Genomic DNA, 24,259 nt, shown 5'->3' with positions numbered 1-24,259 from the left:
TTCATTCTGGGAAGAGGGGTTCGACTCCCCTAGGGCGTGCCACTTCCACTCTTCCGAACATCACCGGATATCGCTCAGAACGCCTTCGCGGCGTCGGTCACGCGTATCTGCACGCGCCGCGTTCCCTGCCAGTGCTCGGCGCTCAGCGACCCCGCGAGATGGACCTGACTGCCCCGCGAGGACAGCAGGAAATCGCCGAGCGGCGTTTCGGCCGCACGGAAGGCGATCCCGTCGAGTCGCGACCCGTCCTGCGCTTCGACAGTCACCTTCACATGGTTGACGCCGACGAGGCGCGAATCCCGCACGCGATGCGCAGGAATCGCGAAACAGGGTTGCGGGTGGCCTGCGCCATAAGGGCCGGCCGTCTCCAGCTGGTCGATCAGCGCAATGGTGGCGCCGGATGCGCCGAGCGCTCCGTCGATCTTCAGACTGCGATTGGCGGCAAGCGTCGATACCTGACTGCCTGCAGCCTCGTCGAAGAAGGCGCGCAGCCGCCCGAGATTGGCGCGCTCGACGGTCAGGCCGGCCGCCATGGCATGGCCGCCGCCCTTCACGAGCAGGCCGGCGTCGACCGCTGCCCGTACCATCCGTCCGAGGTCGAAGCCGTTGATCGAGCGCCCTGAGCCGGTCCCCTTCCCCGATGGATCGAAAGCGATCGCGAAGGCGGGCCGCTTGAACTTCTCCTTCAGGCGAGCAGCAAGCAGCCCGACGATACCGGGGTGCCAATTGTCGTGGGCCGTGACGATGACGGATGCCGTTTCGCCGGTGCCGTATTCGGCAAGCGCCTCCGCCTCCGCCTCCGCCAGCATCGCGGTTTCCATCGCCTGACGCTCGCGGTTGAGTTCGTCGAGCCGGGCGGCGATCTCACCGGCGGCGGTGGCATCATCGAGCGTCAGCAACCGGCTTCCGAGCGCGGCGTCGCCTATGCGACCTCCAGCGTTGATTCTGGGGCCGACGAGGAAACCGAAATGATAGGGCGTCACCGGTCCGCCGATGCCGGCCACGCGCAACAGGGCGGCGAGGCCGGCATTCTGCTGATGGCGGGCGGCGATCAGCCCCTTCACCACATAGGCGCGGTTCAGTCCCTTGAGCGGAACGACGTCGCAGACCGTCGCGAGTGCCACGAGATCGAGCCAGGCGAGCAGATCGAGCGATCCGGCGCGACGGTCGCCCTGCTGCCTGAGCAGCCGCAGGGTGGCCACCAGCACGAGGAAGACGACGCCCGCGGCACAGAGATGCCCCTGCCCCGACAGATCGTCCTCGCGATTGGGATTGACCAGCGCATGGCAGGTGGGCATGGCGTGCGCCATCTGGTGGTGGTCGATGACGACGACGTCGATGCCACGCCGGCGCGCTTCCTCCAGGGCCTCGAAACTCGTCGAGCCGCAGTCGACGGTGACCACCAGCCGAGCGCCGCGTTCGATCAACTGACCGATCGCAGCCGGGTTCGGGCCGTAGCCCTCGAAAATCCGGTCAGGAATGTAGATCTCTGCCTCGGCGCCGAAATGCTGAAGAAACCGGTAGAGGAGCGCCGAAGAGGCTGCACCGTCGACATCATAATCGCCGAAAATCGCGATGCGTTCGCCGGCGGCGATCGCCCGCACGATCCGCTCCGCCGCGGCATCACAATCGGTGAGCGTGGCCGGGTCCGGCATCAGGGAACGGATGGTCGGATCGAGAAAGGCCGGTGCTTCATCGACACCGACGCCGCGGCCCGCCAGCACGCGCGCCAGAATCTCCGGCATGCCATGAAGCTGAGCGATGGCGAGTGCGCGGTTCTGTCCGGCCTGGTCGAGACGCGAGACCCATCGCTGGCCGCTCACCGAGCTTTCCACGCCGAGAAACGCGCGCGGCACCGGATCGACCGGTTCAATCATGCCCATCTGTATTCCCGCCCGTCGTCATTCCAGGTTCGCGCCCATGCGAGATCGCATGCGGCAGCCGCCAGCAGCCTCGCCGCCCCGCCCGGAAAGGCAGCGGCGGTCGTCACACAGTCTTCGGCCGCTCAATGCGGATCGTCTGCGGCTCGCCGACAAGGTATCCCTCCGCACGGATGGCCGACACCGCCTTGCGGACCGACTCCTCCATCGTCGCATGGGTCACGAGAATGATCGTCACCGGCGCGCCAATCTCTCCGTCGGGCTGCGAGCGCTGCACGATTGATTCCAGCGAAATACCGTTGTCGGCCATGCGGGTCGCGATATTGGCGAACACGCCGATCTTGTCGGCAACGGTCAGCCGGATGAAATAGCCTCCTTCGTGGCTGCGCATCTGCGCGCGACGATAGGGCTCGAGCAGATGGGCCGGCCGGCCGAGCACCGGCACCTGCTGGGCACCTGGGCGGCTCTTGGCGATGTCGGTGATGTCGCCGAGCACCGCCGAGGCCGTCGCGCTGCCGCCGGCGCCGGGGCCGACCATCAAAAGTTCGCCGAGAATATCGGATTCGAGGGCGACGGCATTGGTGACGCCGTCGACCTGCGCGATCACCGAATCGAGCGGCACCATGGTCGGGTGCACGCGCTGCTCGATGCCCGTGTCGGTCTTCTGCGCAACGCCGAGAAGCTTGATGCGGTAGCCGAGTTCGTTGGCCGCGCGGATGTCCTCGATCGAGATATTGGTGATGCCTTCGAGGTAGATATCATCGGCGGCGATCTCGCTGCCGAAGGCGAGCGTCGTCATGATCGCGAGCTTGTGGGCGGTGTCGTTGCCCTCGATGTCGAAGCTCGGATCGGCCTCGGCATAGCCGAGCCGCTGGGCGTCCTTCAGGCACTCGTCGAAGGAAAGGCCCTCCCTCTCCATACGGCTGAGGATGTAATTACAGGTACCGTTCATGATCCCGTAGACGCGGGAGAAATGATTGCCGGTCAGCGATTCGCGCAGAGCCTTGATGACCGGAATGCCGCCGGCGACCGCCGCCTCGTAATTGAGGAGAGCGCCGTTCTTCTCCGCGATGCGCGCCAGTTCGACGCCGTAACGCGCCAGCAGCGCCTTGTTGGCGGTCACGACATGCAGGCCCCGCGCCAGTGCTGCCCTGACGGACACCTCCGCCGCGCCGTTGGCACCGCCGACGAGTTCGACATAGACGTCGATATCGGCATTGGCGGCGAGGTCGAGGGGATCGTCGTACCAAGCTATTTCGGAAAGATCGATGCCGCGATCCTTGTCTCGGTTACGTGCGGACACTGCCGTAATCTCGATCTTCCGACCGCAGGAGATGGCAAGCTCATTGCTGCGCTGCTGAAGAATGCGAACCAGCGCGGCACCGACGGTGCCCAGACCCGCAATGCCAATCCTGAGGGCATCCGCCATAGATCAATTTCCCGAAACTTACGAATTGCATGAAGGCGGCCGCGAACGGGCCGCCTGGACCTGATAACCAGTGACGTTATCGTCGTCGGCGGGAAAGCTCAACCTTGGCGGTGGGCGTTCAGCGAAATGACGTTGTGCATCGTCTCGTCGGCCGTCGACAGGAAGCGCTTGAGGTTGCGCGCCGCCTGGCGGATGCGGTGCTCGTTCTCGACCAGCGCGATGCGGACGTAATCATCGCCCATCTCGCCGAAGCCGATGCCGGGGGCGACGGCAATGTCGGCCTTCTCGACGAGAAGCTTGGAAAACTCGAGCGAGCCGAGCGGACGGAACTTCTCCGGAATCTTCGCCCAGGCGAACATGGTCGCCGCCGGCGGCGGCACTTCGAAGCCGGCCTTACCGAAAGTCTCGACCAGCACGTCGCGGCGGCGCTTGTAAACGGACCGGACCTCGGCGATATCGGAACCGTCTCCGTTGAGAGCGTGGGTCGCCGCGACCTGGATCGGCGTGAACGCACCGTAGTCGAGATAGGACTTCACGCGGGTCAGCGCCGCGATCAGCCGCTCGTTGCCGACGGCAAAACCCATGCGCCAGCCGGGCATCGAGAAGGTCTTCGACATCGAGGTGAATTCGACCGTGATGTCCATGGCACCCGGGACCTCGAGAACCGACGGCGGTGGTGTGTCGTCGAAATAGATCTCCGAATAGGCAAGGTCGGAGAGCACGATCAGGTCATGCTTCTTCGCGAATGCGATCACGTCCTTGTAGAAGTCAAGCGAGGCAACGTGCGCCGTCGGGTTCGACGGATAGTTGATGATCAGCGCCAGCGGCTTCGGGATCGAATGGCGGACGGCGCGTTCGAGCGGCGGAAAGAAGGTCTCGTCCGGCTCGACCGACATCGACCGGATGACGCCGCCGGCCATAAGGAAGCCGAAGGCGTGGATCGGATAGGTCGGGTTCGGGCAGAGGATGACGTCGCCCGGCGCGGTGATCGCCTGGGCCATGTTGGCGAAGCCTTCCTTGGAGCCGAGCGTCGCGACGACCTGGGTTTCCGGGTTGAGCTTCACGCCGAAGCGGCGCGCGTAGTAGGCAGCCTGGGCGCGACGGAGGCCCGGAATGCCCTTGGAGGACGAATAGCGATGCGTACGCGGGTCCTGGACCACTTCGCAGAGCTTGTCGACGATCGCCTTCGGGGTCGGCAGGTCGGGGTTGCCCATGCCGAGGTCGATGATGTCGGCGCCACCGGCTCGCGCGCTAGCTTTCAAACGGTTGACCTGTTCGAAAACATAGGGCGGCAGGCGCCGAACTTTATGAAACTCTTCCATCTCAAACCCCGTGGGATCGCGCGGCAGCATCCGCGCCAAGCGGGTTCGTTTGTTGCTCCTGACATGTTCCGTAACGAACCCGAAACCGGAACAGACCTTTTGCGATGCAATGGCAAAGCGCTGCGGCAAATCTGTGTCCGCCGGCCAAGGACGGACCGGCCGAAGCGAGCGGTCGCACCTCGATTGCTTTGCTTCCAAATTGCAGCAAAGGCAAGCGCTATTTGGCCAGCGCAGCCTGTACGTCGACGCCGTGCTCTGCGGCAAGCTTGCGCAGTTCTTCCACCCGCCGCTGGTACTCGGCCTCGGAAATCGTGCCGGCCTTGCGGGCGGAGGCGAGTGCCGACAGCTTCGCCTGCAGCGCTACCGCCTCCTCGTCGCTCATCTGAACGCTGGCAGCGGTCAGCGGCTGCGAGAAATCCGGGTAGCCGTCCGGAGACGTGCCGAGCGCCGGCGTCCGGGGGCTGCGGGCCTCATCGCTGACGGTGACGTCGAGCACGGAGGACCGCGGCTCGGTCGCCGTCGTTTGCCCGCCCGTCGACGAGCATCCCGTGGCGAGCCCGAGGGCACAGGCCAGTGCCGGACCGGAAGCAAGACGCCACGTTTTCATTGCCCACATCGCTGCAATCATACCCATATGTCCCAAACCGGCGCCGCACCGCATCCAGCGGTTGATCCCTGCTTCCGAATACGTCAGGGGTGGCCTTCGTATCGCTGGAACTTGTAGTCGTTTTCAGGCAGGATAAGCAAACATAAAAGAGGACTCTCACGAGCACTCTCGGGAGGAACAGCTTGAGCAGAGACACCGAAGACGGTGCTACATCCGGTGCCACGGCCCAAGGCTTCGATCCGAAGCTGATTGAACCCTACATCGTCAAGGATCCCGAAGCGCTGGCACTCAATGTCGCCCGCGCGCTCGAAAATCTCGGCAAGGCCGCTTCGACGTGGCTTGCGCCGCGCGAGCGCGGCGAGATCGTCGACCCGGTGTCGCAGCCGCTGACGGAACTCGTCAAGACGATGTCGAAGGTCGCCGAATACTGGATGTCGGACCCGAAGCGGACGCTCGAAGCGCAGGGCTATCTGCTGGCCGGCATGTTCGGCGCCTGGACACGGACGGCGCAGAGGCTGGCCGGTGGCGAAAGCACCGAGCCTTCGCCACCGCTCCCGAATGACAAGCGGTTCTCCGACGAGGACTGGCAGCGCAATCCGTTCTTCGACTTCCTGCGTCAGGTCTATTTCATCGGCAGCGAATGGGCAGAGCGAATGGTGCGCGACGCCGAAGGGCTCGACGAACACACCCGGCACAAGGCGGCCTTCTACGTCCGGCAGATCACGGCCGCGCTTTCGCCCGCCAACTTCGTCGTCACCAATCCGCAGGTCTACCGCGAAACGGTCGCCAGCCACGGCGAAAATCTGGTGCGCGGCATGAGGATGCTCGCCGAGGACATCGCCGCCGGCGGGGGCGACCTTCGCCTGCGCCACACCGACTACAGCAAGTTTGCCGTCGGCGAGAACATGGCGGTCACACCGGGCAAGGTGATCGCCCAGAGCGATATCTGCGAAATCCTGCAATACGAAGCGGCGACTGGCACGGTCCTCAAGCGGCCGCTCCTGATCGTGCCGCCGTGGATCAACAAGTTCTATATCCTCGACCTCAACCCGCAAAAATCCTTCATCAAGTGGTGCGTGGATCAGGGGCATACCGTCTTCGCGATCTCCTGGGTCAATCCCGACGAGCGACATTCCACGAAGGACTGGGAAGCCTATATCCGCGAGGGCGTCGATTTTGCCCTCGAGACCGTCGAGAAGGCGACCGGCGAGACCAAGGTCAACGCCATCGGCTATTGCGTCGGCGGTACGCTGCTTTCCACCGCACTTGCCCTGCACGCCAAGGAGCGCAACAAACGCATCGCAAGTGCGACGCTCTTCACCACGCAGGTCGATTTCACCCATGCCGGCGACCTCAAGGTGTTCGTCGACGAGGAACAGCTCGACGCGATGGAAGAACGCATGCGGGCGAGCGGCTATCTCGAAGGCTCGAAGATGGCATCCGCCTTCAACATGCTGAGAGCCTCCGAGCTCATCTGGCCCTACTTCGTCAACAACTACCTGAAGGGCGAAGAACCGATGCCCTTCGACCTGCTGTTCTGGAATTCGGATTCCACCCGGATGGCGGCCGCCAACCACTCCTTCTATCTGCGCAACTGCTATCTCGACAATGCGCTGAGCAAGGGACGAATGAAAATCGCCGGCAAGACGCTGTCGCTGAAGGACGTGAAGATCCCGATCTACAATCTCGCGACCCGCGAGGACCACATCGCGCCGGCCAAATCGGTCTTCGTCGGAAGCAGCCTGTTCGGCGGCCCGGTCACCTTCGTGCTCAGCGGCGCCGGCCATATCGCCGGCGTGGTCAACCCGCCCGGCAAGCAGAAGTACCAGTACTGGACCGGCGGCGCGCCCACCGGCGCCTTCGAGGACTGGCTGGAGAAGGCCAAAGAGACGCCGGGTTCCTGGTGGCCCCACTGGCAAACCTGGGTCGAGTCGCTCGATGGCAAGCGGGTCCCTGCCCGCAAGGTCGGCGGTGGTGCGCTGAACGCGATCGCCGACGCGCCCGGCACTTACGTGCTCGAACGGGCGTGACACCTGCGCGATGAAGTTCGATCCACCTCTCGTCCCCGCCACGCTCATCCGGCGCTACAAGCGCTTCCTGTTCGACGCGGTGCTCGACGACGGGTCCGAGATCACCGGATTCTGTCCGAACACCGGTTCGATGCTGGGGCTGACCGATGCCGGTTCACGTATCTGGCTTTCCGATCATGCCGGCTCGGCGCGCAAGCACCGCTATGCCTTCGAACTGATCGAAGCGGACGATACTGTCGTCGGTGTCCACGCCGCGCTTGCCAACCGGCTCGGCGAAGAGGCGATCCGGATGGGTCTTGTCGATGATCTTGCGGGTTACGAGACGTTGCGGCGCGAACAGCGCTATGGCCGAAACTCGCGCATCGACTTCCTCCTTTCCTCACCCGGGCGACCGGACGCCTATGTCGAGGTGAAGAACGTGCATTTCATCCGCGAGAGCCGGCTTGCCGAATTTCCCGACACCGTCACGGCGCGCGGCGCCAGGCATCTCGAAGAGCTCGCGGCGATGATGGATGCCGGTCATCGTGCCGTCATGCTCTATCTCATCCAGCGCGAGGATTGCGACCGCTTCCGCCTTTCGGGCGATCTCGACCCTGCTTACGCCCGCGGCTTTACCGCGGCCAGACGGCGCGGAGTCGAGGCCTATGCCGTCAAATGCCGGGTGAGTGCTGCGGAAATCGCGCCATTTCAGCGCATTGCAATGGACGAAGCCGCCCCTGCTGCATTATGTACGGTGTGACAATCGGAATGCATCCAACCTGAAAGCGGATGAATGGTAAATTACATCGACGCGGCAACGGCGCCGCTCAAGAATACGGGAGCGATCCGGCTCTACGGCCCCGAAGCCTTTGAAGGCATGCGCAAGGCGTCGCAACTGACGGCGCGTTGCCTGGACGAACTCGCCTCTATCGTGAAGCCTGGCGTCACGACGGACGCGATCGATCGCTTCGTCTTCGAGTTCGGCATGGACAACGGGGCGCTCCCGGCGACCCTCAACTATCGCGGCTACACGAAATCCTGCTGCACCTCGATCAACCACGTGGTCTGCCACGGCATTCCGAACGACAAGCCGCTGCGCGAGGGGGATATCGTCAACATCGACGTTACCTATGTCCTCGACGGATGGCACGGTGATTCGAGCCGCATGTACCCGGTTGGAGAGATCAAGCGCGCCGCCGAGCGGCTACTCGAAGTCACTTACGAGTGCCTGATGCGCGGGATCGCCGCGGTGCGCCCGGGCGCCCGCACCGGTGCGATCGGCGAAGCGATCCAGACCTATGCGGAGGCCGAGCGCTGCTCCGTCGTGCGCGACTTCTGCGGCCACGGCATCGGCAAGCTGTTCCACGATTCCCCGAACATCCTGCATTACGGCCGCGCCGACGAAGGCCCGGAACTGCGCGAGGGAATGATCTTCACCATCGAGCCGATGATCAATCTCGGACGCCCGCACGTGAAGGTGCTCTCGGACGGCTGGACGGCGGTCACGCGCGACCGCTCGCTGACCGCGCAGTACGAGCATGCTGTCGGTGTGACGGCGACGGGCTGCGAAATCTTCACGCTGTCACCGGGTGGCATCGACCGGCCGGGATTGCCGCCGCTGCGAGGCTGACGATGGGCAAACCTCCTTCCCTTTCCCCGGCAGACGATGAAGACGACGAAACCGTCGCTCCGGACCGGGAAGAGGCGGAGGAGGATATTGCCGCCGTCGACGAACGAAGCTTCTTCGCCGAACAACCGGGCAAGCCGCGGCCGATCTCCGGAGCGCACGCGCAGGAAGAGGCGCACTACATCGGTCATCGAGACCGGCTGAGGACGCGCTTCCGCGAAAGCGGCGAAGCGGCGCTCGCGGACTACGAACTCCTCGAACTTCTGCTTTTCCGGCTCATTCCGCGCCGCGATACAAAACCGATCGCCAAGGCGCTGATCGGCCGCTTCGGCACGCTCGCCGGCGTGCTGGGCGCACCGCCTGCCCTGTTGCAGGAGGTGAAGGGAATCGGCGAGACGGTGGCGCTCGACCTCAAGCTCATCGCGACCACGGCCCAGCGGATGCTGAGGAGCGAGCTCAAGGAGCGGCACGTGCTCTCCTCGTGGTCATCGGTCATCGACTACTGCCACGCGGCGATGGCCTACGAGACCACGGAGCAGTTCCGCATCCTTTTCCTCGACAAGCGCAACGCGCTGATCGCCGACGAGGTACAGGGGCGCGGCACGATCGACCATACGCCCGTCTATCCGCGTGAGGTGGTGAAGCGCGCGCTCGAACTCTCCGCGACGGCAATCATTCTCGTACACAATCACCCGTCCGGAGACCCGACGCCATCACGCGCCGACATCGACATGACGAAGACCATCATCGATACCGCAAAGCCACTCGGCATCACCGTGCACGACCACATCATCATCGGCCGGCAGGGGCATGCGAGCTTCCGGGGGCTTCGGCTGATCTGAGCGTCCGCAGCAGCCAGTCGCAGAAGCGTACCATTCCGGGCGTCTCCGTTCGCGACTGCAGCCGCGTCAGCCAGTAGCCACCGATCGTCACGGCGGTATCGAAAGGCTGCCGGACCGTTTCCGATTGCAGCAGGCGGGAAAACATCGCCGGCGGGGCGAGCGCAATCCCGGCACCCTGTAACGCCGCCTCCATCATCGCCAGGGAGGAATCGAAGACGATGCTCGCGGAAACCGGCATGGTCTGGCGCAATCCGGCCGCCTCAAACCAGCGGGGCCATTCGTCCGACCGGTAGGAGCGAAGCAGCGTATACTTGAAAAGATCGGCGGGTGTCTCCAGCTGCTTTGCAATATCCGGGATGCAGAGCGGCGAAAGCGGTGCCTCCAGCAGGGGTATCGCTTCAACTCCGTGCCAGGCCCCTGCCCCGAAGCGGATCGCGTAGTCCAGGCCCTCCGCCGCGACGTCCACGCGATTGTTGTTGGTCGAAAGCCGCAGGTCGATGAACGGGTTTTCGGCACGGAAGCCGGCTAGCCGTGGCAACAGCCATCCCACGGCAAAGGTCCCGACCGTCCCGACGGTGAGCACCTCGCGACGGTGGCCACCCTCGAGCCCCTCAAGTGTTCCGGCGATCCGGTCGAAGGCGTCACGCAACGACGGCAGCAACGTCTCGCCCTCCTGTGTCAGCATCAGACCACGGGGAAGCCGCTTGAAAAGCGCGACCTTCAGCTGTGTTTCGAGGCTCTTGACCTGATGGCTGACCGCCGCCTGGGTCACGCAGAGCTCGATTGCCGCCCGGGTGAAGCTCAGGTGACGCGCAGAAGCCTCGAAGGCACGCAGCGCGTTCAGCGGAAGATGCGGACGAACCATCGGGTGACCCTATTTTTTCTAATGGCTCCCGCAAGTTAACGTCGTTTGGGCGCGGAGTGCAATCCGCCTATACCTGAGAGGCTTCTTCACCGCCCGTCGTCGATGATCGCCAAGGCGCATCCTTGACGGGAGGTCGAACACAGCCCTTGACGCAAATCCCCATGACAGACCGGCCGTTGCAACACGCTGCGCGGCCACGGACAAGATACAAGGAGATAAGTTGCCATGAGGAATTCTCTTGTCGCCAGATCGATCGCTTCCGCCACGGTTGCGATATCGATCCTCGGCACGTGCACCGTCGCCACGGCGGATGACATCGAGAGCCGGCTCCAGCGCGCGGCTGACGAGGCGATCCAGCCGATCATGAAGACGTACAAGGTGCCGGGAACGGCCGTGGCGGTGACCGTCCAGGGCCGTCGGTACGTCTTCAATTACGGCGTTGCGTCCGTCGAGAGCGGGAAAAAGGTCGATGACGCCACGCTCTTCGAGATCGGGTCGATCAGCAAGACCTTCACCGCGACACTGGCGTCCTATGCGCACGAAACAGGAGCGCTCTCCTTTTCCGACAGCCCCGGCAAATATGTGCCGGATCTTGTCGGCAGCACCTTCGACAAGGTGAGCCTTCTCCACCTCGCCACCTACACGGCGGGCGGACTACCCTTGCAGTTTCCCAATGACGTCACGCAGAAGAACGTGATTGCTTACTACCGTGACTGGCATCCGGATCACTCGCCGGGAACCCACCGGCGCTACTCCAATCCAAGCATCGGCCTGTTCGGCTACGCGGCTGCGGCGAGCATGGGCGTATCCTTCGACGATGTCATGCAAGGCACGCTCTTTCCAATGCTCGGGCTTTCGAACACGTATATCCATGTGCCGAAGAAGCGGACGTCCGATTATGCCTATGGCTATTCGAAGACCGGTAAGCCGATCCATGCCTCGCCGGGCGCGATGGATTCCGAAGCCTACGGCGTGAAGACATCCGCCTCCGACCTGATCCGCTTCGTCGAGGCGAACATGAACGGCCAGGGCCTCGACGCGCCCCTGCAGCGCGCCATTACCGCCACCCATACCGGCTACTACCGGGTCGCAGGCATGACGCAAGGCCTCGGATGGGAGATGTATGACTATCCTGTGAAACTCGACATGCTGCTTGCAGGAAACTCTCCGGAGATATCCAACAAGAGCAATGCGGTCGAAGCGTTGGACCCTCCGGCCGAACCGCGCAAGAACGTCTGGATCAACAAGACCGGCTCGACCGCCGGCTTCGGAGCCTACGCGGCCTTCGTCCCGGAAAGGCAGATCGGCGTCGTGATCCTCGCAAACAGGAACTATCCGATACCGGATCGCCTGCGCGCCGCCTATCGCATTGTGACTGCGCTCGACGGCGGACTGGGCGACTGACGACAGGGGCAGTACCTGCCCATGCAAAAAGGGGCCGCCCGACGGGCAGCCCCTTCCTAGTCCTGATACAGGAACCGATTATTCGGCGTCGCCTTCGGCAGCCTTCTTCTTCGGTGCTGTCTTCTTCTTCGGAGCAGCTTCCTCGCCTTCGGCGGCATCGTCGGCCTTGGCAGCAGCCTTCTTCTTCGGTGCTGCCTTCTTCGCCGGCTTTTCAGCGCCTTCGGCTTCGTCGTCGGCGAGCAGCTCTTCCTTGCTTACCTTCTTGTCGGTGACGTCGATTTCACCGAGCAGGTGGTCAACCACCTTCTCTTCGAAGATCGGTGCGCGCAGCGAGGCGGAAGCGCCCGGCGTCTTGCGGAAGAAGTCGAGGATCTGCTTTTCCTGACCCGGGAACTGCTGCAGCTGTGCATAGAGGGCGCGCTGCATTTCTTCCTCGGTTACTTCGACGCCGGCCTTTTCGCCGATTTCGGAGAGGACGAGGCCGAGGCGGACGCGGCGCTCGGCGAGCGTGCGATATTCGTCGCGGGCCTTCTCTTCGGTGGTGTCTTCATCCTCGAAGGTCTTGCCGGACTGGGCGAGATCGGTGTTGATCTGGCGCCAGATGTTTTCGAATTCGGCTTCGACGAGGCGCGCCGGGGTTTCGAACTTGTACATCTCATCGAGCTGGTCGAGGATCTGACGCTTGACCTTCTGGCGGGTGACCGAGCCGAACTGGCTTTCGATCTGGCCGCGGACGATTTCCTTCAGGCGATCGAGCGATTCGATGCCGAGCTTCTTGGCGAGCTCGTCGTCGAGGGTGATCTCACCCGGAGCGGCGACTTCCTTGACGGTGATGTCGAAGGTGGCTTCCTTGCCGGCGAGGTTCTTGGCCGGATAGTCTTCCGGGAAAGTGACGGTGATGACCTTCTCATCGCCGGCCTTGACGCCGACGAGCTGGTCTTCGAAGCCCGGGATGAAGCGGTTCGAACCGAGAACGAGTTCGGCATCGGCGTCGGTGCCGCCGTCGAAGGCGACGCCATCGACCTTGCCGACGTAATCCATGGTGACGCGGTCGCCGTCGGCGGCCTTGCCCTTCTTGGTTTCGTAGCTGCGGGCACTTTCGCCGATCTTGCGGATCTGGTCCTCGACTTCGCCTTCTTCGATGTCGACGACTTCACGCACGACCTTGATGCCGGAAACCGGCTTCAGTTCGATCGGCGGAATGACTTCGTAGGAGAGCGTGAATTCGAAATCAGCTTCCGCGTTCAGGATCTTGTCGGCTTCGGCCTCGTCCTCGGTCATCGTGACTTCGGGCTGGGTCGCAGACTTCTCGCCGCGCTCGGAAAGGATCGCGCTCGGCTTTTCGCGGATGATCTCGTTGACGAGCTCGGCCATGACCGACTTGCCGTAGACCTTCTTCAGGTGCGACATCGGCACCTTGCCCGGGCGGAAACCGTTGATGCGGACCTTGTCCTTGGCCTCGGCGAGGCGCTCGTTCATCCGCTGTTCCATGTCCTTGGCCGGAACGACGACCTTGATTTCGCGCTTCAGCCCTTCAGCGAGCGTTTCGATAACCTGCATGTTCTTACCTTCATGTCGTGGCGGCCGTGCTCGGACAGCCGGTGGTTTTCATTGAGCACGACGCCGGAATTCTTCTTTCCCGGGCGTGGCTGGTACGCAATCTTCAAGCATTTTGCCAGGCAAAATGGCGCAAAGGGTGACAGGAACGGCTGTTTCGCCCCTCCCGGCAACCCGCGCGGTAATCCTGGTGCGGGTAGAGAGACTTGAACTCCCACGCCTTGCGGCACCAGAACCTAAATCTGGCGTGTCTACCAATTCCACCATACCCGCGTCCAAAGAACCGCATGCTGCCTTCGCGCATGGCCCCTCCGGAGCGCGCGTCTCTATATCACCCGTTTCCGTCCGCGCAAAGGAAAAATGACAGTCAGAAGCGGTCTCGGCTCAGTAGAGCGGCTCCTCGTAGGCGGGGACGCCGCGCACCCTGAGTTCCCGGATCTGCGCCTGCCCGCCGGCGCCGACGCGGGCCGCCACCGACACCTCGTCGTCGTTACGCGCATCCTCGATCGGCCTGCCCTCGCCCTCCGGCACGTAGTAGCGCTCGATGCCGTAGTCGACGCTGATTTCGCCCTCCTTGTCGTCCGGAGGCGTATAGAGACGGAAGCGCTGCGTGCGCAGCACCACCGACCCTTCCGCCGACGGCAGATCGCCGAAGGCGGCCTCGGCAACCGTCCAGTAACCGTCTGTTCCCGGCTTCAGCCGCACGTTCATCCGCGTCCAGCTTCCGGGGACCGGCCAGTCGCCGGTGACGAGGGAAGCGGGAATCCGCGAAACCTCATAGGAAAGGATGACATAGTCTCCGCGCAGAAGATCACGCGGATCGATCGGCACCGTCTTCAGGACCACCTCGGCGCCGGAGCGCAGGATCGCCGCCCGATGCTCGATCATGTAGAGCAGGACGGCGGTAAAAAGGGCCGACACGCCTGCCGCAACGAGAAGATAGTAGCGTCCGCCTGCGGCTCCGGTTGCAGTGTTCATCGGCCGGCCTCCTCGGCTCTGCGGGCAAAGAGTTTTTCCATGCGGACGACGACGAAGGCGAGCGCTGCGACCACGAGGCCGGAAAGCAGGAAGAAGCCGGATGTGCCGAGCATGGAATCGATCGTCACGAACGAGAGATAAAGCACCTCGCCGGCGAAGACCGTATAGGCGAGATAGCGCACCGCGCCGTTATCACGCCCGGCGAGCGCGAGAGTGAGCAGCACGAAGGCGATGGTCGCCGCGGCGAGCACGGCAAGCCGGCCCCCGGCATCATATTCGAAATGAAGCGCAAGAAGGCCGAGCACTGCCAGGGCGCAGGCATAGAAGGCCGGGGCCGCTCCCGCCCGGCGGGCTATCGCCTCCAGAGGAGAGCCCTTCACCGTCAACGCCACGAAAGCCAGCGTGCCCAGCAGTGCATACGCCACGGCCGGCCAGACCTCCTCGCTGAGGCCATAGAGCCAGCCAAGCCATGAAAGACCGACGAGGTAGGCAAGATGGCGGGCGCGATCCGCGCCGGTCCGGTAGACGAGCGCCAGCACGATGACGGCGCAGGCGATCGGCGACCAGCCGTAAAGCCAGTCCCACTCCCAGTCGAACTGTTCGACCACAGCAGAGGAAACGGCGAAGGCGAGAAAACCGGCGGCGACCGTCACCGCTGCGGAGCGGAAGAGGAAAGCCGAGACCACGGCGCCCGAAAACCAGAGCAGCATAGCATCCGCGGTGTCGCCAGACAGATGGTAGAGCTGCCCGATCAGCGCTATGGCGCCACCGAAGCTCATCGTGCCGAGCACCAGGGCTGCGCCGCCAAGACGATCCGCACCGCGGCCGAAGGCTAGGCCTGCGGAGAGATGGAAGACCCAGACGAGGACGACGTCGGAAATCACCTTGACGCCGCGAGGGATTTCCTCCCAGTTCGCCGCGATCAGCAGCAGGATGGAGGCGGAGATCAGTAGCGCCGCAAGCATGGTCAGCACGCCGCCGACGCTGAAGGCCGATCGGCGCTGGTCATAGTCGGCGAGCATCGCATCGGCGGCGGGACGAGCCACCAGCCCTTTTTCGACCCACAGATCGAAGTCGCGTTTCAGCCTTCCGCGATACATAGTCCCCCCCTGAGATCCCTCGCAACCTGCGGTGCCTTGCCGCATGTCGCCGCATCGCACTCTGTGGCACTCTGATTTGCGAGAGTGGAAATGACAATGCCCTTTCGAGGGCATTCTGCGACACGCTCCTCGGCCATGCATAAACTGCATGTCTTCCATGAAACTATTGCACTGCACAAAGCGAAGTCAGCGTACTATATTCAGATCATAGAGATCGACTTGAGGCGCCGGCGGCGACCAAGGGATCTCGACGAAATTCGGTGCCACACCCTCCTCCTCCCAGTGTCGCACCGATAAGACTGGCAGCACTCCTCCTCCCAGTTGCCAGTCACCCAAAATGACGCTCACCGGACCTCCTCCCCCGGTGAGCGTTATTTGTTTTTGCCATCCCCTGACCGATCTGCTCTCCGCAAGCGCCCTGCGGGTGATGCAAAAATGAACAGCGAACGATCGGCAAGCGGTCGCATCATGCATTTGATGCATAGGTGGCATACAAACTTGGCTCTACACGATTTTGCAGCGCAACATATATTGAGTTCATGAAATCAGGACGGCGCCGAGGACGGCCGCCGCCGCAAGTCCAAGGAGACCATCATGAACTTCGCTCGCTCGCTCAGCAACTGGCGCAAGTACCGTCAGACCATCAACGAACTCGGCCGCATGTCGGACCGCGAACTGCGCGACCTCGGCATTGGCCGCGAAGACATCCGTCGCGTTGCCCGCGACGCCATCGCCGGCTGATCTACAGCCGCTTCCAATCTGGAAGACCTGAACGGCCTCCCTCGCGGGAGGCCTTTTTTGTGTTCATCGGACGGCGGAGCGACCGTCTCCGCCCAGGCTTGGCGCTGGCTTTCTGAGTCCTGCCCAATTTCTCGCCACGACTTGCACATTTGCATAGCAGTCGCTCGTTATTTGCACTGCACAATATTGTTTTACGAGCGTATAAAAGGCTCAATCGCTGATGCGGAGGCCCGCACGACCAGCGGAAACAATATCTTTCGAGGAAAAGACCATGAACCCGATCCGCTATGCCAAGAACTGGATGAGCTACCGCCGCACGATCTCGGAGCTCGGCAACCTGTCCAACCAGGCGCTGTCCGACATCGGCATTACACGCTACGATATCCGGAACATCGCGGCACGCTCGTTTCGTTAAGCACTGATGCCGGCCGCTCCGCAGCCGCGGGACGCCACGAAACAAAGAAGACGCCGAACGGCACCGCGTGGTGCCGTTTTTGATTCGTGGCGATTGGAACCGTCGACGCCGCGTGATAAGCAGCCCGCATGACGAAGACAGAGACCCTCTCCCCCATCCACATCGTCGGCGGCGGCCTCGCCGGTTCGGAAGCGGCATGGCAGGCGGCCCAGGCCGGCGTGCCGGTGATCCTGCACGAGATGCGCGGCGTGCGCGGCACCGATGCCCACAAGACCGACGGACTTGCCGAACTCGTCTGCTCGAATTCCTTCCGGTCGGACGATGCCACCTCCAATGCGGTCGGCGTGATCCATGCCGAGATGCGCCTTGCCGGATCGCTCATCATGGCCGCGGCCGACCGGAACCAGGTGCCGGCCGGCGGAGCGCTCGCTGTCGACCGCGACGGCTTTTCCGCCGCCGTCAGCGCCGCGCTCGAAAGCCATCCGTTCATCACGATCGTCCGTGAGGAAGTCACCGGCCTCCCGCCCGAGGAATGGGGCTCGACGGTCGTCGCGACCGGCCCGCTCACCTCGCCGGCACTCGCCGAAGCGATCCGCCTCGAGACCGGCGCGGACGCACTCGCCTTCTTCGATGCCATCGCACCGATCGTCCATCGCGACTCGATCGACATGAACGTCTGCTGGTACCAGTCGCGTTACGACAAGGTCGGACCCGGCGGAACCGGCAAGGACTACATCAACTGCCCGCTCGACGAGGCGCAGTACAACGCCTTCATCGATGCTCTGATCGCCGGCGACACCGTCGGCTTCAAGGAATGGGAGGGCACGCCCTATTTCGACGGCTGCCTGCCGATCGAGGTCATGGCGGAACGCGGCCGCGAGACGCTGCGGCACGGGCCGATGAAGCCGATGGGCCTGACCAACGCCCACAACCCGACCGTCAAGCCCTACGCGGTCGTCCAGCTGCGCCAGGACAATGCGCTCGGCACGCTCTACAACATGGTCGGCTTCCAGACGAAGCTGCGTTACGGCGCCCAGGCAGAGATCTTCCGGATGATTCCGGGCCTCGAGAACGCGGAATTCGCCCGCCTCGGCGGCCTGCACCGCAACACCTACATCAACTCGCCGGTCCTGCTCGACGAAACACTGCAGCTGAAGAGCCGCCGCGGCCTGCGCTTCGCCGGACAGATCACCGGCTGTGAGGGCTATGTCGAGAGCGCCTCCATCGGCCTGCTTGCCGGCCGCTTCGCTGCTGCGGAGCGAAAGGGCGAGCCGGTCCGCCTGCCGCCCGTCACCACGGCCATGGGGTCGCTCCTCAATCACATCACCGGGGGTCACATCGTCACCGACGAGGAACCCGGCAAGCGATCCTTTCAGCCCATGAACATCAATTTCGGATTGTTCCCGGAGCTGGAGCCCGGTTCCATCACCAAGCCCGAAGGCGTCAAGCGCTTCCGCGGCAAGGACAAGACGATCATGAAACGTCAGCTGATCGCGGCCCGGGCACTGGCCGATTGCCGGCGGTGGCTCGAAGGCGCGTGAGAACGGCTCTTCGTCAGCCCCTGGCGACCGGCTCGTCTGCGTCTTGCCGGTCGCCTACGCTGATATAGTTGCCGAGTAGCCAGAGCGATACCTCGGCCGCCTCGGCAGCCGAGGTGAAAACGAAGTCGCCGTTGTGGAACGGTGCATCCAGAAACTCGATTGAGAGTCCCCGGCCGTTCGGCAGGTCTCGCACCCTGACGGTGCCCGGCTCGATCAGATGACAGGCAAAATGGCTGCGCATGTTGCGCATGAAGCCGGTCTTGTTGTCGTGCAGGCGAACGAAAACCGCCTTACCGTCTGCCGTTGCACGCAGATTACGGATCGCTTCGTTGGGAAAGGCGCGACCGAACTGCAGGATCGCCAGGCCGGTATCATGGGACTCATCGCTCGTCGCCTGCCGCGCCATGCGTGTCGCACCGATGGCGAACAGGGCCGCTAGTCCAAAGATCACCACCCACGTGACAAGCGTCACATCAGCCTCCCTCTTCTCCTCCCGTTTGCGTCACCGATGACGCGAACGGTGCAGGCACCTCCGTGACGTCACGGCCGGGAGCGTCGTAGCAGCCGAGGCTTGCGCGAATTTGGCCCGCCTCAGACCTGCCGCCGGAACATGGCCCACATAAGAAGCAATTGCCGTCGCCATTGCGGCGCTCTGATCTCTTCCGCAAGGACGCGCGCGGGCTTTGCTACGGCCCGATCGAGGACGCTGCCCACGAGTGCGACCGGCAGATAGGCCGGCATGACTGCGGCGGGCAAAGCGCCAGCGCGACGCACTTTCGCGAGATGCTCCCGCCCCAACCCTGCAAAGGCTTCGACGGCGGCGGATATCCGCGCACGATCCTCGCCCGCAAGGAAGCCCTCGCGATCGAGACCAACAGCCTTCAATATCTCCAGGGGAATGTAGAGCTGGCCTCGCGCGTTCGTCCGCGGCAGGAGCAGGATCGACCCTGCGACCGCCTGCGCGACACCGGCGTGACCGGCGCGTTCGGCGCAATTCGCCGCTTCGTCGGGCGCGAGTATCAGGCTTGCGAGCTGTATGAGGGCGGAGGCCGTGTCGCCCGCATATCCCTCGAACATGCCGCGGCTCTCGATCGGGTCGTCGTAGAGGTCGAATATGCGGGCGTCGAGCATCCGCAGGAGGGCTTCGACCGGCAGGTCATGGCGCCGGATGGTCTCGAGGAGAAGGGCTCCGAGCGGATTGGCCGCCGTCTCGCCATGTTCGACCCCTGAAACGAGATCACGCCAGTATTGCAGCCGAACCTCGCCCGGAAGCTGCTCGCGCACCGCATCGCGGATACGCGCAATCTCGGCGTTGAAGCCGTAGAGGGCGACCAGCCCGGCGCGCTTGTCGGCCGGAGAGAGCAAAGCCGCGAGATAGCGGTCCCGATCCGTGTCGCGCAGCCCGGCAAGGCAGATGGCTTCGTTATCCGGCATCGCCTTTTCCAGCAAGAACTCGTCTCAGACCGCAATCAGCGCAGCTGCCACGGCACGTTGTTCGGCAAGCATGATATTGTAGGTGCGAACCGCAGCGCCCGTGCCCATGGGGTCGCTTGCGATGCCGCGCTCCCGGAGCGCTGCCTTGAGGTCGGCAGGGATCGGACGCAGGTCTTTCCCGGTTCCGACCAGCAGCACCTCGATGTCGCCCGCCTCATCCAGCACGCGCTGGAAAGCGTCGACGGAAAGCGGATCACCCTGCGTCAACTCCCAGCCATATATGCCCGAGGGCAACAGAAGCAAGGAGCCGCGATGCGACATGTCGGCGAAGCGGAAGCCGCCCTTGCCGTAGGCGTCGATCGGCGCGCGGCCCGGGAAATGGGCCTCGCGCATCACGATACCCCGGTTTCCCGGCGCCTCCGCCACCGCGATCAGGCCCCCGCCTTGCCGGCCGGCAGGGCCTCGCCTTCGGCGGCCTTTTCGTCCTGCTGGAAGCTCTCAGGGCGCAGCCTGAAGGCGATGAGGACAGGTGCCGCCATATAGACCGACGAGAAAGTGCCGATCAGGACGCCGAACAGCATGGCCAGCGTGAAGGAGGAGATGACTTCCCCGCCGAAGAGGTAGAGGGCGAGAAGCGCAATCAACGTCGTCGAACCGGTCAGCACCGTGCGCGACAGTGTCTGGTTGACCGAGGCGTCGATCAGGACGTCCAGCGGCATCTTCTTGTAACGCCTCAGGTTCTCACGCATGCGGTCGTACACCACCACCGTATCGTTCAGCGAATAGCCGATAATCGTCAGGATCGCCGCGATACTGGTGAGGTTGAACTCGATGCCGGTGAAGACGAAGAGCCCGAGGGTCAGGATCACGTCGTGCAGGGTCGCGATGATCGCACCTGCCGCGAACTGCCACTCGAAACGGAACCAGATGTAGATCAGGATGAGCAGGAGTGACACGCCGACGCCGATCGTGGCGTTCGCCGTCAGGTCGCTCGAAACGGCCGGCCCGACCACTTCCACGCGGCGGAACTCGTACTGGTCCTGCAACTCCTGACGCACGAGCGAGATCGCCGACTGTTCGGCGTTTTCGCCGCCTTCCTGCGACTGCAGGCGAACGAGCACGCTCGACGGGTCCCCGAATCCCTGCGCCTGGATTTCGCCGAGGTTCAGTTCGCTCAACCGTTCGCGGATGTCGGCGATGTCCGCCGTCCCCTGCCGCGCCTTGAGCTCGATCACCGAACCGCCCTTGAAGTCGATGCCAAGGTTGAGGCCGATCAAGATGAAACCGGCGAGAGAGATCGCGATCAACGCGCCGGCGCCGATGAAGGTGAACTTCCGGACCGCCATGAAGCGGATGTTCTGGGTATCGAACATGCCGGTGCGTACGCCCTTCGGCAGATGCTTCGGCCGACGCCAGCGGAGCCACACGGCCATCAGCCACTGGGTCATCGTAAAGGCGGTGAAGACGGTGGTGACGATACCGACGGCAAGCGTGACCGCGAAGCCGCGGACCGGGCCGGAGCCGAGGAAGAACAGCACGACGGCGGCGATGAGCGTCGTCAGGTTGGCATCGACGATCGTCGCGAAGGCCTTGTTGAAGCCCACGTCGATCGACTGGACCAGCGACCGGCCGCTCTTCACCTCCTCGCGGATGCGTTCGTAGACGAGCACGTTCGAGTCGACCGCCATCCCCATCGTCAGAACGATACCGGCGATACCCGGCAACGTCAGCGTCGAGCCGAGCGTCGTCAGGGCGGCGAAGATCATCACGATATTGGCGGCAAGGGCGATGTTCGCCATCACGCCGAAGACGCCGTAGAAGGCGAGCATGAAGAGAACGACCGCAATCGCACCGATCACCGAGGCGACGAGGCCGGCGCTGATCGAGTCCGCACCGAGGCCGGGACCGACAGTGCGCTCCTCGACGACCGTCAGGGTCGCAGGCAGCGCGCCGGCGCGCAGCAGCACGGCAAGGTCGTTTGCCCCTTCGACCGAGAAGCCGCCGGAGATCTGGCCGGAGCCGCCGACGATCGGTTCGCGGATGACGGGAGCGGAAATCACCTGATCGTCGAGGACGATCGCGAAGGGCCGGCCGACATTCTGTTGCGTCGCCTGCGCAAAGCGCTGCGCACCCTTGCTGTCGAAGCGGAAGGAAACGACCGGCTCGTTGGTCTGCTGGTTGAAGGTGGCCTGCGCATCGACGAGGTTTTCGCCGGAGACCAGTGCCCGCTTCTCGACGAGATAGGGCACGGCCGGATCATCCATGGAATAGAGGACCTCGGAAGAAGCCGGCGGACGGCCGTTGATCGCCTCTTCGACCGGCATGCTCGTATCGACCATGTGGAAGGTGAGCTTGGCGGTCTGGTTGAGCAGCGACTTCAGGCGCTGCGGGTCGGTGAGGCCCGGAACCTGGACGATGATGCGATCGTCGCCCTGGCGCTGGATCAGCGGCTCGGTGGTGCCGAGTTCGTCGACGCGGCGGCGAACTACCTCGATCGACTGGGTCAGCGCTGAAGAAGCGCGATAGGTAATGCCGGCGTCGGTGAGGTTGAAGCGCAAAAGGCCACCCTCGCCTTCCGTCATCGTCACCTCCTGCACGGAGCCACCGGTCAGGCCGCCGACGCTGACCGCCTGGGTCAGTGGTGTGAGAGCCTCCTTCGCCGCCTCGATCTTGTCCGCATCCGTAATGCGGACCTGGATCTGCTGTCCGACCCCGGAAAGCCCGGTGTAGCGGATGCCCGCCTCACGCAGGCTATTGCGGATGTCGCCGACGGTCGTCTCGAGCCGTTCCTTGATGATGTCGGCCTTCTCGATCTTCAGCATGATGTGGGAGCCACCCTGAAGGTCGAGACCGAGCGTAACCTTCTTCGAGGGGACCCACGACGGAAACGACGCGAGCTGCTCGTTGCTGAAGAAATTGGGCATGGCGATCACCACGCTCACCGCGACGGTGAGCCAGATCAGGATCGTCTTCCAGCGGGGGATATACAGCATGAAACTCTCGAAATCAGGTTATGACAACCGACGGTTCGGCGCGAGGCATCGTCCGCAAACGATCAGGAGGCGGCGTCGGCCTTGACGGGCTCGCCCTTCACACGGACTTCCGCGACATAGGCGCGCAACACGCGCACCTTTACACCGTCGCCGATCTCCACGTCGAGTTCCTTGTCATCGATGACCTTCGCAACCTTGCCGACGATGCCGCCGCCGAGCACGACCTGGTCACCGCGACGGATCGAGGAAAGCGTTTCCTCGCGCTTCTTCATCTGCTGGCGCTGCGGCCGGATCAGAAAGAAGTACCAGACGACCATCAGCGGCGCGAAAAGGAAAAGCATTTCGAGACCGGAGCCGAAGCCGGTTGCACCCTGGGCTGCTGCGTCCTGCGCGAATGCCTGCGTAATGAACATGGAAAAGAACTCCCTAGACAACAAGGCCTGCCGGCAGCCGCTGCTGCCGCTTCAGGTCGCCGGAATATAGTGGCGAGCCAAGCGATTGCAACAGAAACGGCGGCCGTGCGTACCGATTCAAGGCGTCTTACCCTTTCGTGCTGCAAAAGGCCATGCTACCGCCCGGAAAAAGCGGACATAGCCGCAGGCGTCTTCACCTTCGCGAGGAAACAGTCATGGCCGAGGAACTCAACCTCCTGATCCTGAACGAACTGCGCCGACTGACGGTCGCCGTGGAGCGGTTGGCAGGTCCCGCCCCCGCCGAAAACGACTGGGATGCCGCCGACTGTTTCGTCTGGGTACCGCCACGCAGCCATCTGCAACCGGTCCCGCGCCCCAATCGCGTGGCGCTGTCGCTCATCCGCGGCGTCGATCACGTCCGCGACATCCTGCACGAAAACACGCTGCGCTTCGCCGAAGGCTTCCCCGCCAACAACGTTCTGCTCTGGGGTGCCCGCGGCATGGGCAAATCCTCGCTGGTCAAGGCCGTCCACGCCGACGTGAAGGCCGCGACCGGCATTTCGCTGAAGCTCGTCGAGGTGCATCGCGAGGACATTTCCTCGCTGCCCGTCCTCCTCGACATCCTCAAGGCGGCACCCCACCGGGTGATCGTCTTTTGTGACGACCTCTCCTTCGATCACGACGACACCGCCTACAAGTCGCTGAAGGCCGCACTCGACGGCGGTGTAGAGGGCCGGCCCGACAACGTGCTCTTCTACGCGACGTCCAACCGTCGCCACCTGCTGCCGCGCCACATGATGGAAAACGAGCAGTCGACCGCCATAAACCCGTCCGAAGCGGTCGAGGAAAAGGTCTCGCTTTCCGACCGGTTCGGCCTCTGGCTTGGCTTCCACAAGTGCAGCCAGGATGACTATCTGACGATGATCGACGGCTATGCCGAGCATTTCCGCCTGCCGCTCGACCGCGAGACGCTGCATGCCGAGGCGCTCGAATGGGCGACCACCCGCGGCGGCCGCTCCGGCCGAGTGGCCTGGCAGTACATCCAGGACCTCGCCGGGCGCCTGCGCATCACCATGGATCGCGGCTGACAAACGAAAAAAGG

Annotated in this window: 22 protein-coding genes and 1 tRNA gene; 9 read left to right on the top strand and 14 right to left on the bottom strand. The window is 63.6% G+C overall.

The features are described from left to right. Window positions 1-74 precede the first annotated feature (74 nt). The 4 genes from recJ to ACM6UT_RS20625 form a co-directional block, all read right to left on the bottom strand. Window positions 75-1,877 carry a single-stranded-DNA-specific exonuclease RecJ gene (recJ, locus tag ACM6UT_RS20640; protein WP_416799220.1) on the bottom strand — a complete coding sequence of 601 codons (1,803 nt, stop codon included), beginning with the start codon at window positions 1,875-1,877 and terminating at the stop codon, window positions 75-77. 109 nt (window positions 1,878-1,986) lie between these two features. Further along, window positions 1,987-3,309: a homoserine dehydrogenase gene (locus tag ACM6UT_RS20635; protein ID WP_416799216.1), complete on the bottom strand. Its 1,323-nt coding sequence runs from the start codon at window positions 3,307-3,309 to the stop codon at window positions 1,987-1,989. A gap of 98 nt (window positions 3,310-3,407) precedes the next feature. Continuing rightward, a complete protein-coding gene (locus tag ACM6UT_RS20630; RefSeq protein WP_416799215.1) occupies window positions 3,408-4,631 on the bottom strand; it encodes an LL-diaminopimelate aminotransferase in 1,224 nt (407 codons plus the stop codon). 217 nt (window positions 4,632-4,848) lie between these two features. Beyond that, a complete protein-coding gene (locus ACM6UT_RS20625) occupies window positions 4,849-5,238 on the bottom strand; it encodes a gas vesicle protein GvpG (protein WP_416799214.1) in 390 nt (129 codons plus the stop codon). 182 nt (window positions 5,239-5,420) lie between these two features. Between ACM6UT_RS20625 and ACM6UT_RS20620 the strand changes: the two genes are divergently transcribed. Genes ACM6UT_RS20620 through radC form a run of 4 tightly spaced genes read left to right on the top strand, consistent with a single transcriptional unit; the run spans window position 5,421 to window position 9,716 of the window. Continuing rightward, entirely contained in the window at window positions 5,421-7,268 is a 1,848-nt protein-coding gene (locus tag ACM6UT_RS20620) for a PHA/PHB synthase family protein (protein ID WP_416799213.1), read from the top strand. A gap of 10 nt (window positions 7,269-7,278) precedes the next feature. Beyond that, on the top strand, window positions 7,279-8,007 hold the full coding sequence (gene sfsA / locus ACM6UT_RS20615; protein ID WP_416799212.1) for a DNA/RNA nuclease SfsA: 729 nt from the start codon (window positions 7,279-7,281) through the stop codon (window positions 8,005-8,007). Window positions 8,008-8,040: 33 nt separating this feature from the next. After that, window positions 8,041-8,877: a type I methionyl aminopeptidase gene (gene map, locus ACM6UT_RS20610; protein ID WP_416799211.1), complete on the top strand. Its 837-nt coding sequence runs from the start codon at window positions 8,041-8,043 to the stop codon at window positions 8,875-8,877. Between the two features lie 2 nt (window positions 8,878-8,879). Beyond that, window positions 8,880-9,716 (top strand): RadC family protein, encoded by an 837-nt coding sequence (gene radC, locus ACM6UT_RS20605; protein ID WP_416799210.1) that lies wholly within the window; start codon window positions 8,880-8,882, stop codon window positions 9,714-9,716. Here the strand turns inward: radC and ACM6UT_RS20600 are convergent. Beyond that, the gene (locus ACM6UT_RS20600; RefSeq protein WP_416799209.1) at window positions 9,667-10,581 is read right to left on the bottom strand and encodes a LysR family transcriptional regulator; all 915 of its coding nucleotides are present in this window, start codon (window positions 10,579-10,581) and stop codon (window positions 9,667-9,669) included. The genes radC and ACM6UT_RS20600 overlap by 50 nt on opposite strands. Window positions 10,582-10,806: 225 nt before the next feature. On the opposite strand from ACM6UT_RS20600, the gene ampC reads away from it, so the two are divergent. Then, on the top strand, window positions 10,807-11,985 hold the full coding sequence (gene ampC, locus ACM6UT_RS20595; RefSeq protein ID WP_416799208.1) for a class C beta-lactamase: 1,179 nt from the start codon (window positions 10,807-10,809) through the stop codon (window positions 11,983-11,985). Window positions 11,986-12,063: 78 nt separating this feature from the next. Here the strand turns inward: ampC and tig are convergent, their stop codons facing one another. From tig to ACM6UT_RS20575, 4 genes are all read right to left on the bottom strand, one after another. Continuing rightward, on the bottom strand, window positions 12,064-13,545 hold the full coding sequence (tig, locus tag ACM6UT_RS20590) for a trigger factor (RefSeq protein ID WP_416799207.1): 1,482 nt from the start codon (window positions 13,543-13,545) through the stop codon (window positions 12,064-12,066). Window positions 13,546-13,730: 185 nt separating this feature from the next. Next, window positions 13,731-13,815 (bottom strand) — tRNA-Leu (locus ACM6UT_RS20585). A gap of 111 nt (window positions 13,816-13,926) precedes the next feature. Beyond that, window positions 13,927-14,520 (bottom strand): GDYXXLXY domain-containing protein, encoded by a 594-nt coding sequence (locus ACM6UT_RS20580; protein WP_416799206.1) that lies wholly within the window; start codon window positions 14,518-14,520, stop codon window positions 13,927-13,929. Then, window positions 14,517-15,620: a DUF2157 domain-containing protein gene (locus ACM6UT_RS20575; RefSeq protein WP_416799205.1), complete on the bottom strand. Its 1,104-nt coding sequence runs from the start codon at window positions 15,618-15,620 to the stop codon at window positions 14,517-14,519. Before ACM6UT_RS20575 ends, ACM6UT_RS20580 begins: the two co-directional genes overlap by 4 nt. Before the next feature lie 594 nt (window positions 15,621-16,214). On the opposite strand from ACM6UT_RS20575, the gene ACM6UT_RS20570 reads away from it, so the two are divergent. The 3 genes from ACM6UT_RS20570 to trmFO all read left to right on the top strand — a co-directional run bounded on the left by ACM6UT_RS20570 (window position 16,215) and on the right by trmFO (window position 18,317). After that, window positions 16,215-16,361, top strand: coding sequence for a DUF1127 domain-containing protein (locus tag ACM6UT_RS20570; RefSeq protein WP_112688403.1), 147 nt, complete (start codon window positions 16,215-16,217; stop codon window positions 16,359-16,361). 271 nt (window positions 16,362-16,632) lie between these two features. Further along, window positions 16,633-16,776, top strand: coding sequence for a DUF1127 domain-containing protein (locus ACM6UT_RS20565; RefSeq protein ID WP_112688511.1), 144 nt, complete (start codon window positions 16,633-16,635; stop codon window positions 16,774-16,776). Between the two features lie 128 nt (window positions 16,777-16,904). Next, the gene (gene trmFO / locus ACM6UT_RS20560) at window positions 16,905-18,317 is read left to right on the top strand and encodes a methylenetetrahydrofolate--tRNA-(uracil(54)-C(5))-methyltransferase (FADH(2)-oxidizing) TrmFO (RefSeq protein WP_416799204.1); all 1,413 of its coding nucleotides are present in this window, start codon (window positions 16,905-16,907) and stop codon (window positions 18,315-18,317) included. A gap of 13 nt (window positions 18,318-18,330) precedes the next feature. Here the strand turns inward: trmFO and ACM6UT_RS20555 are convergent, their stop codons facing one another. From ACM6UT_RS20555 to yajC, 5 genes are all read right to left on the bottom strand, one after another. After that, complete coding sequence (locus tag ACM6UT_RS20555; RefSeq protein WP_416799219.1) at window positions 18,331-18,723, bottom strand: hypothetical protein; 393 nt, start codon at window positions 18,721-18,723, stop codon at window positions 18,331-18,333. Between the two features lie 185 nt (window positions 18,724-18,908). Next, the gene (locus ACM6UT_RS20550; protein ID WP_416799203.1) at window positions 18,909-19,751 is read right to left on the bottom strand and encodes a phytoene/squalene synthase family protein; all 843 of its coding nucleotides are present in this window, start codon (window positions 19,749-19,751) and stop codon (window positions 18,909-18,911) included. Between the two features lie 24 nt (window positions 19,752-19,775). Next, on the bottom strand, window positions 19,776-20,144 hold the full coding sequence (locus tag ACM6UT_RS20545; RefSeq protein WP_416799202.1) for an Mth938-like domain-containing protein: 369 nt from the start codon (window positions 20,142-20,144) through the stop codon (window positions 19,776-19,778). Between the two features lie 38 nt (window positions 20,145-20,182). Continuing rightward, the gene (secDF, locus tag ACM6UT_RS20540; RefSeq protein WP_416799201.1) at window positions 20,183-22,744 is read right to left on the bottom strand and encodes a protein translocase subunit SecDF; all 2,562 of its coding nucleotides are present in this window, start codon (window positions 22,742-22,744) and stop codon (window positions 20,183-20,185) included. A 62-nt stretch (window positions 22,745-22,806) separates the two neighbouring features. After that, window positions 22,807-23,157 carry a preprotein translocase subunit YajC gene (gene yajC, locus ACM6UT_RS20535; RefSeq protein ID WP_129331068.1) on the bottom strand — a complete coding sequence of 117 codons (351 nt, stop codon included), beginning with the start codon at window positions 23,155-23,157 and terminating at the stop codon, window positions 22,807-22,809. 215 nt (window positions 23,158-23,372) lie between these two features. Here yajC and ACM6UT_RS20530 point away from each other — a divergent pair, with 215 nt between their 5' ends. Further along, window positions 23,373-24,245 (top strand): ATP-binding protein, encoded by an 873-nt coding sequence (locus tag ACM6UT_RS20530; RefSeq protein WP_416799200.1) that lies wholly within the window; start codon window positions 23,373-23,375, stop codon window positions 24,243-24,245. Window positions 24,246-24,259: the final 14 nt, after the last annotated feature.

Source organism: Ciceribacter azotifigens (genome assembly GCF_048159625.1).
Taxonomy (GTDB): domain Bacteria; phylum Pseudomonadota; class Alphaproteobacteria; order Rhizobiales; family Rhizobiaceae; genus Allorhizobium; species Allorhizobium azotifigens.
This window is presented reverse-complemented; position numbering and strand designations above follow the sequence as displayed.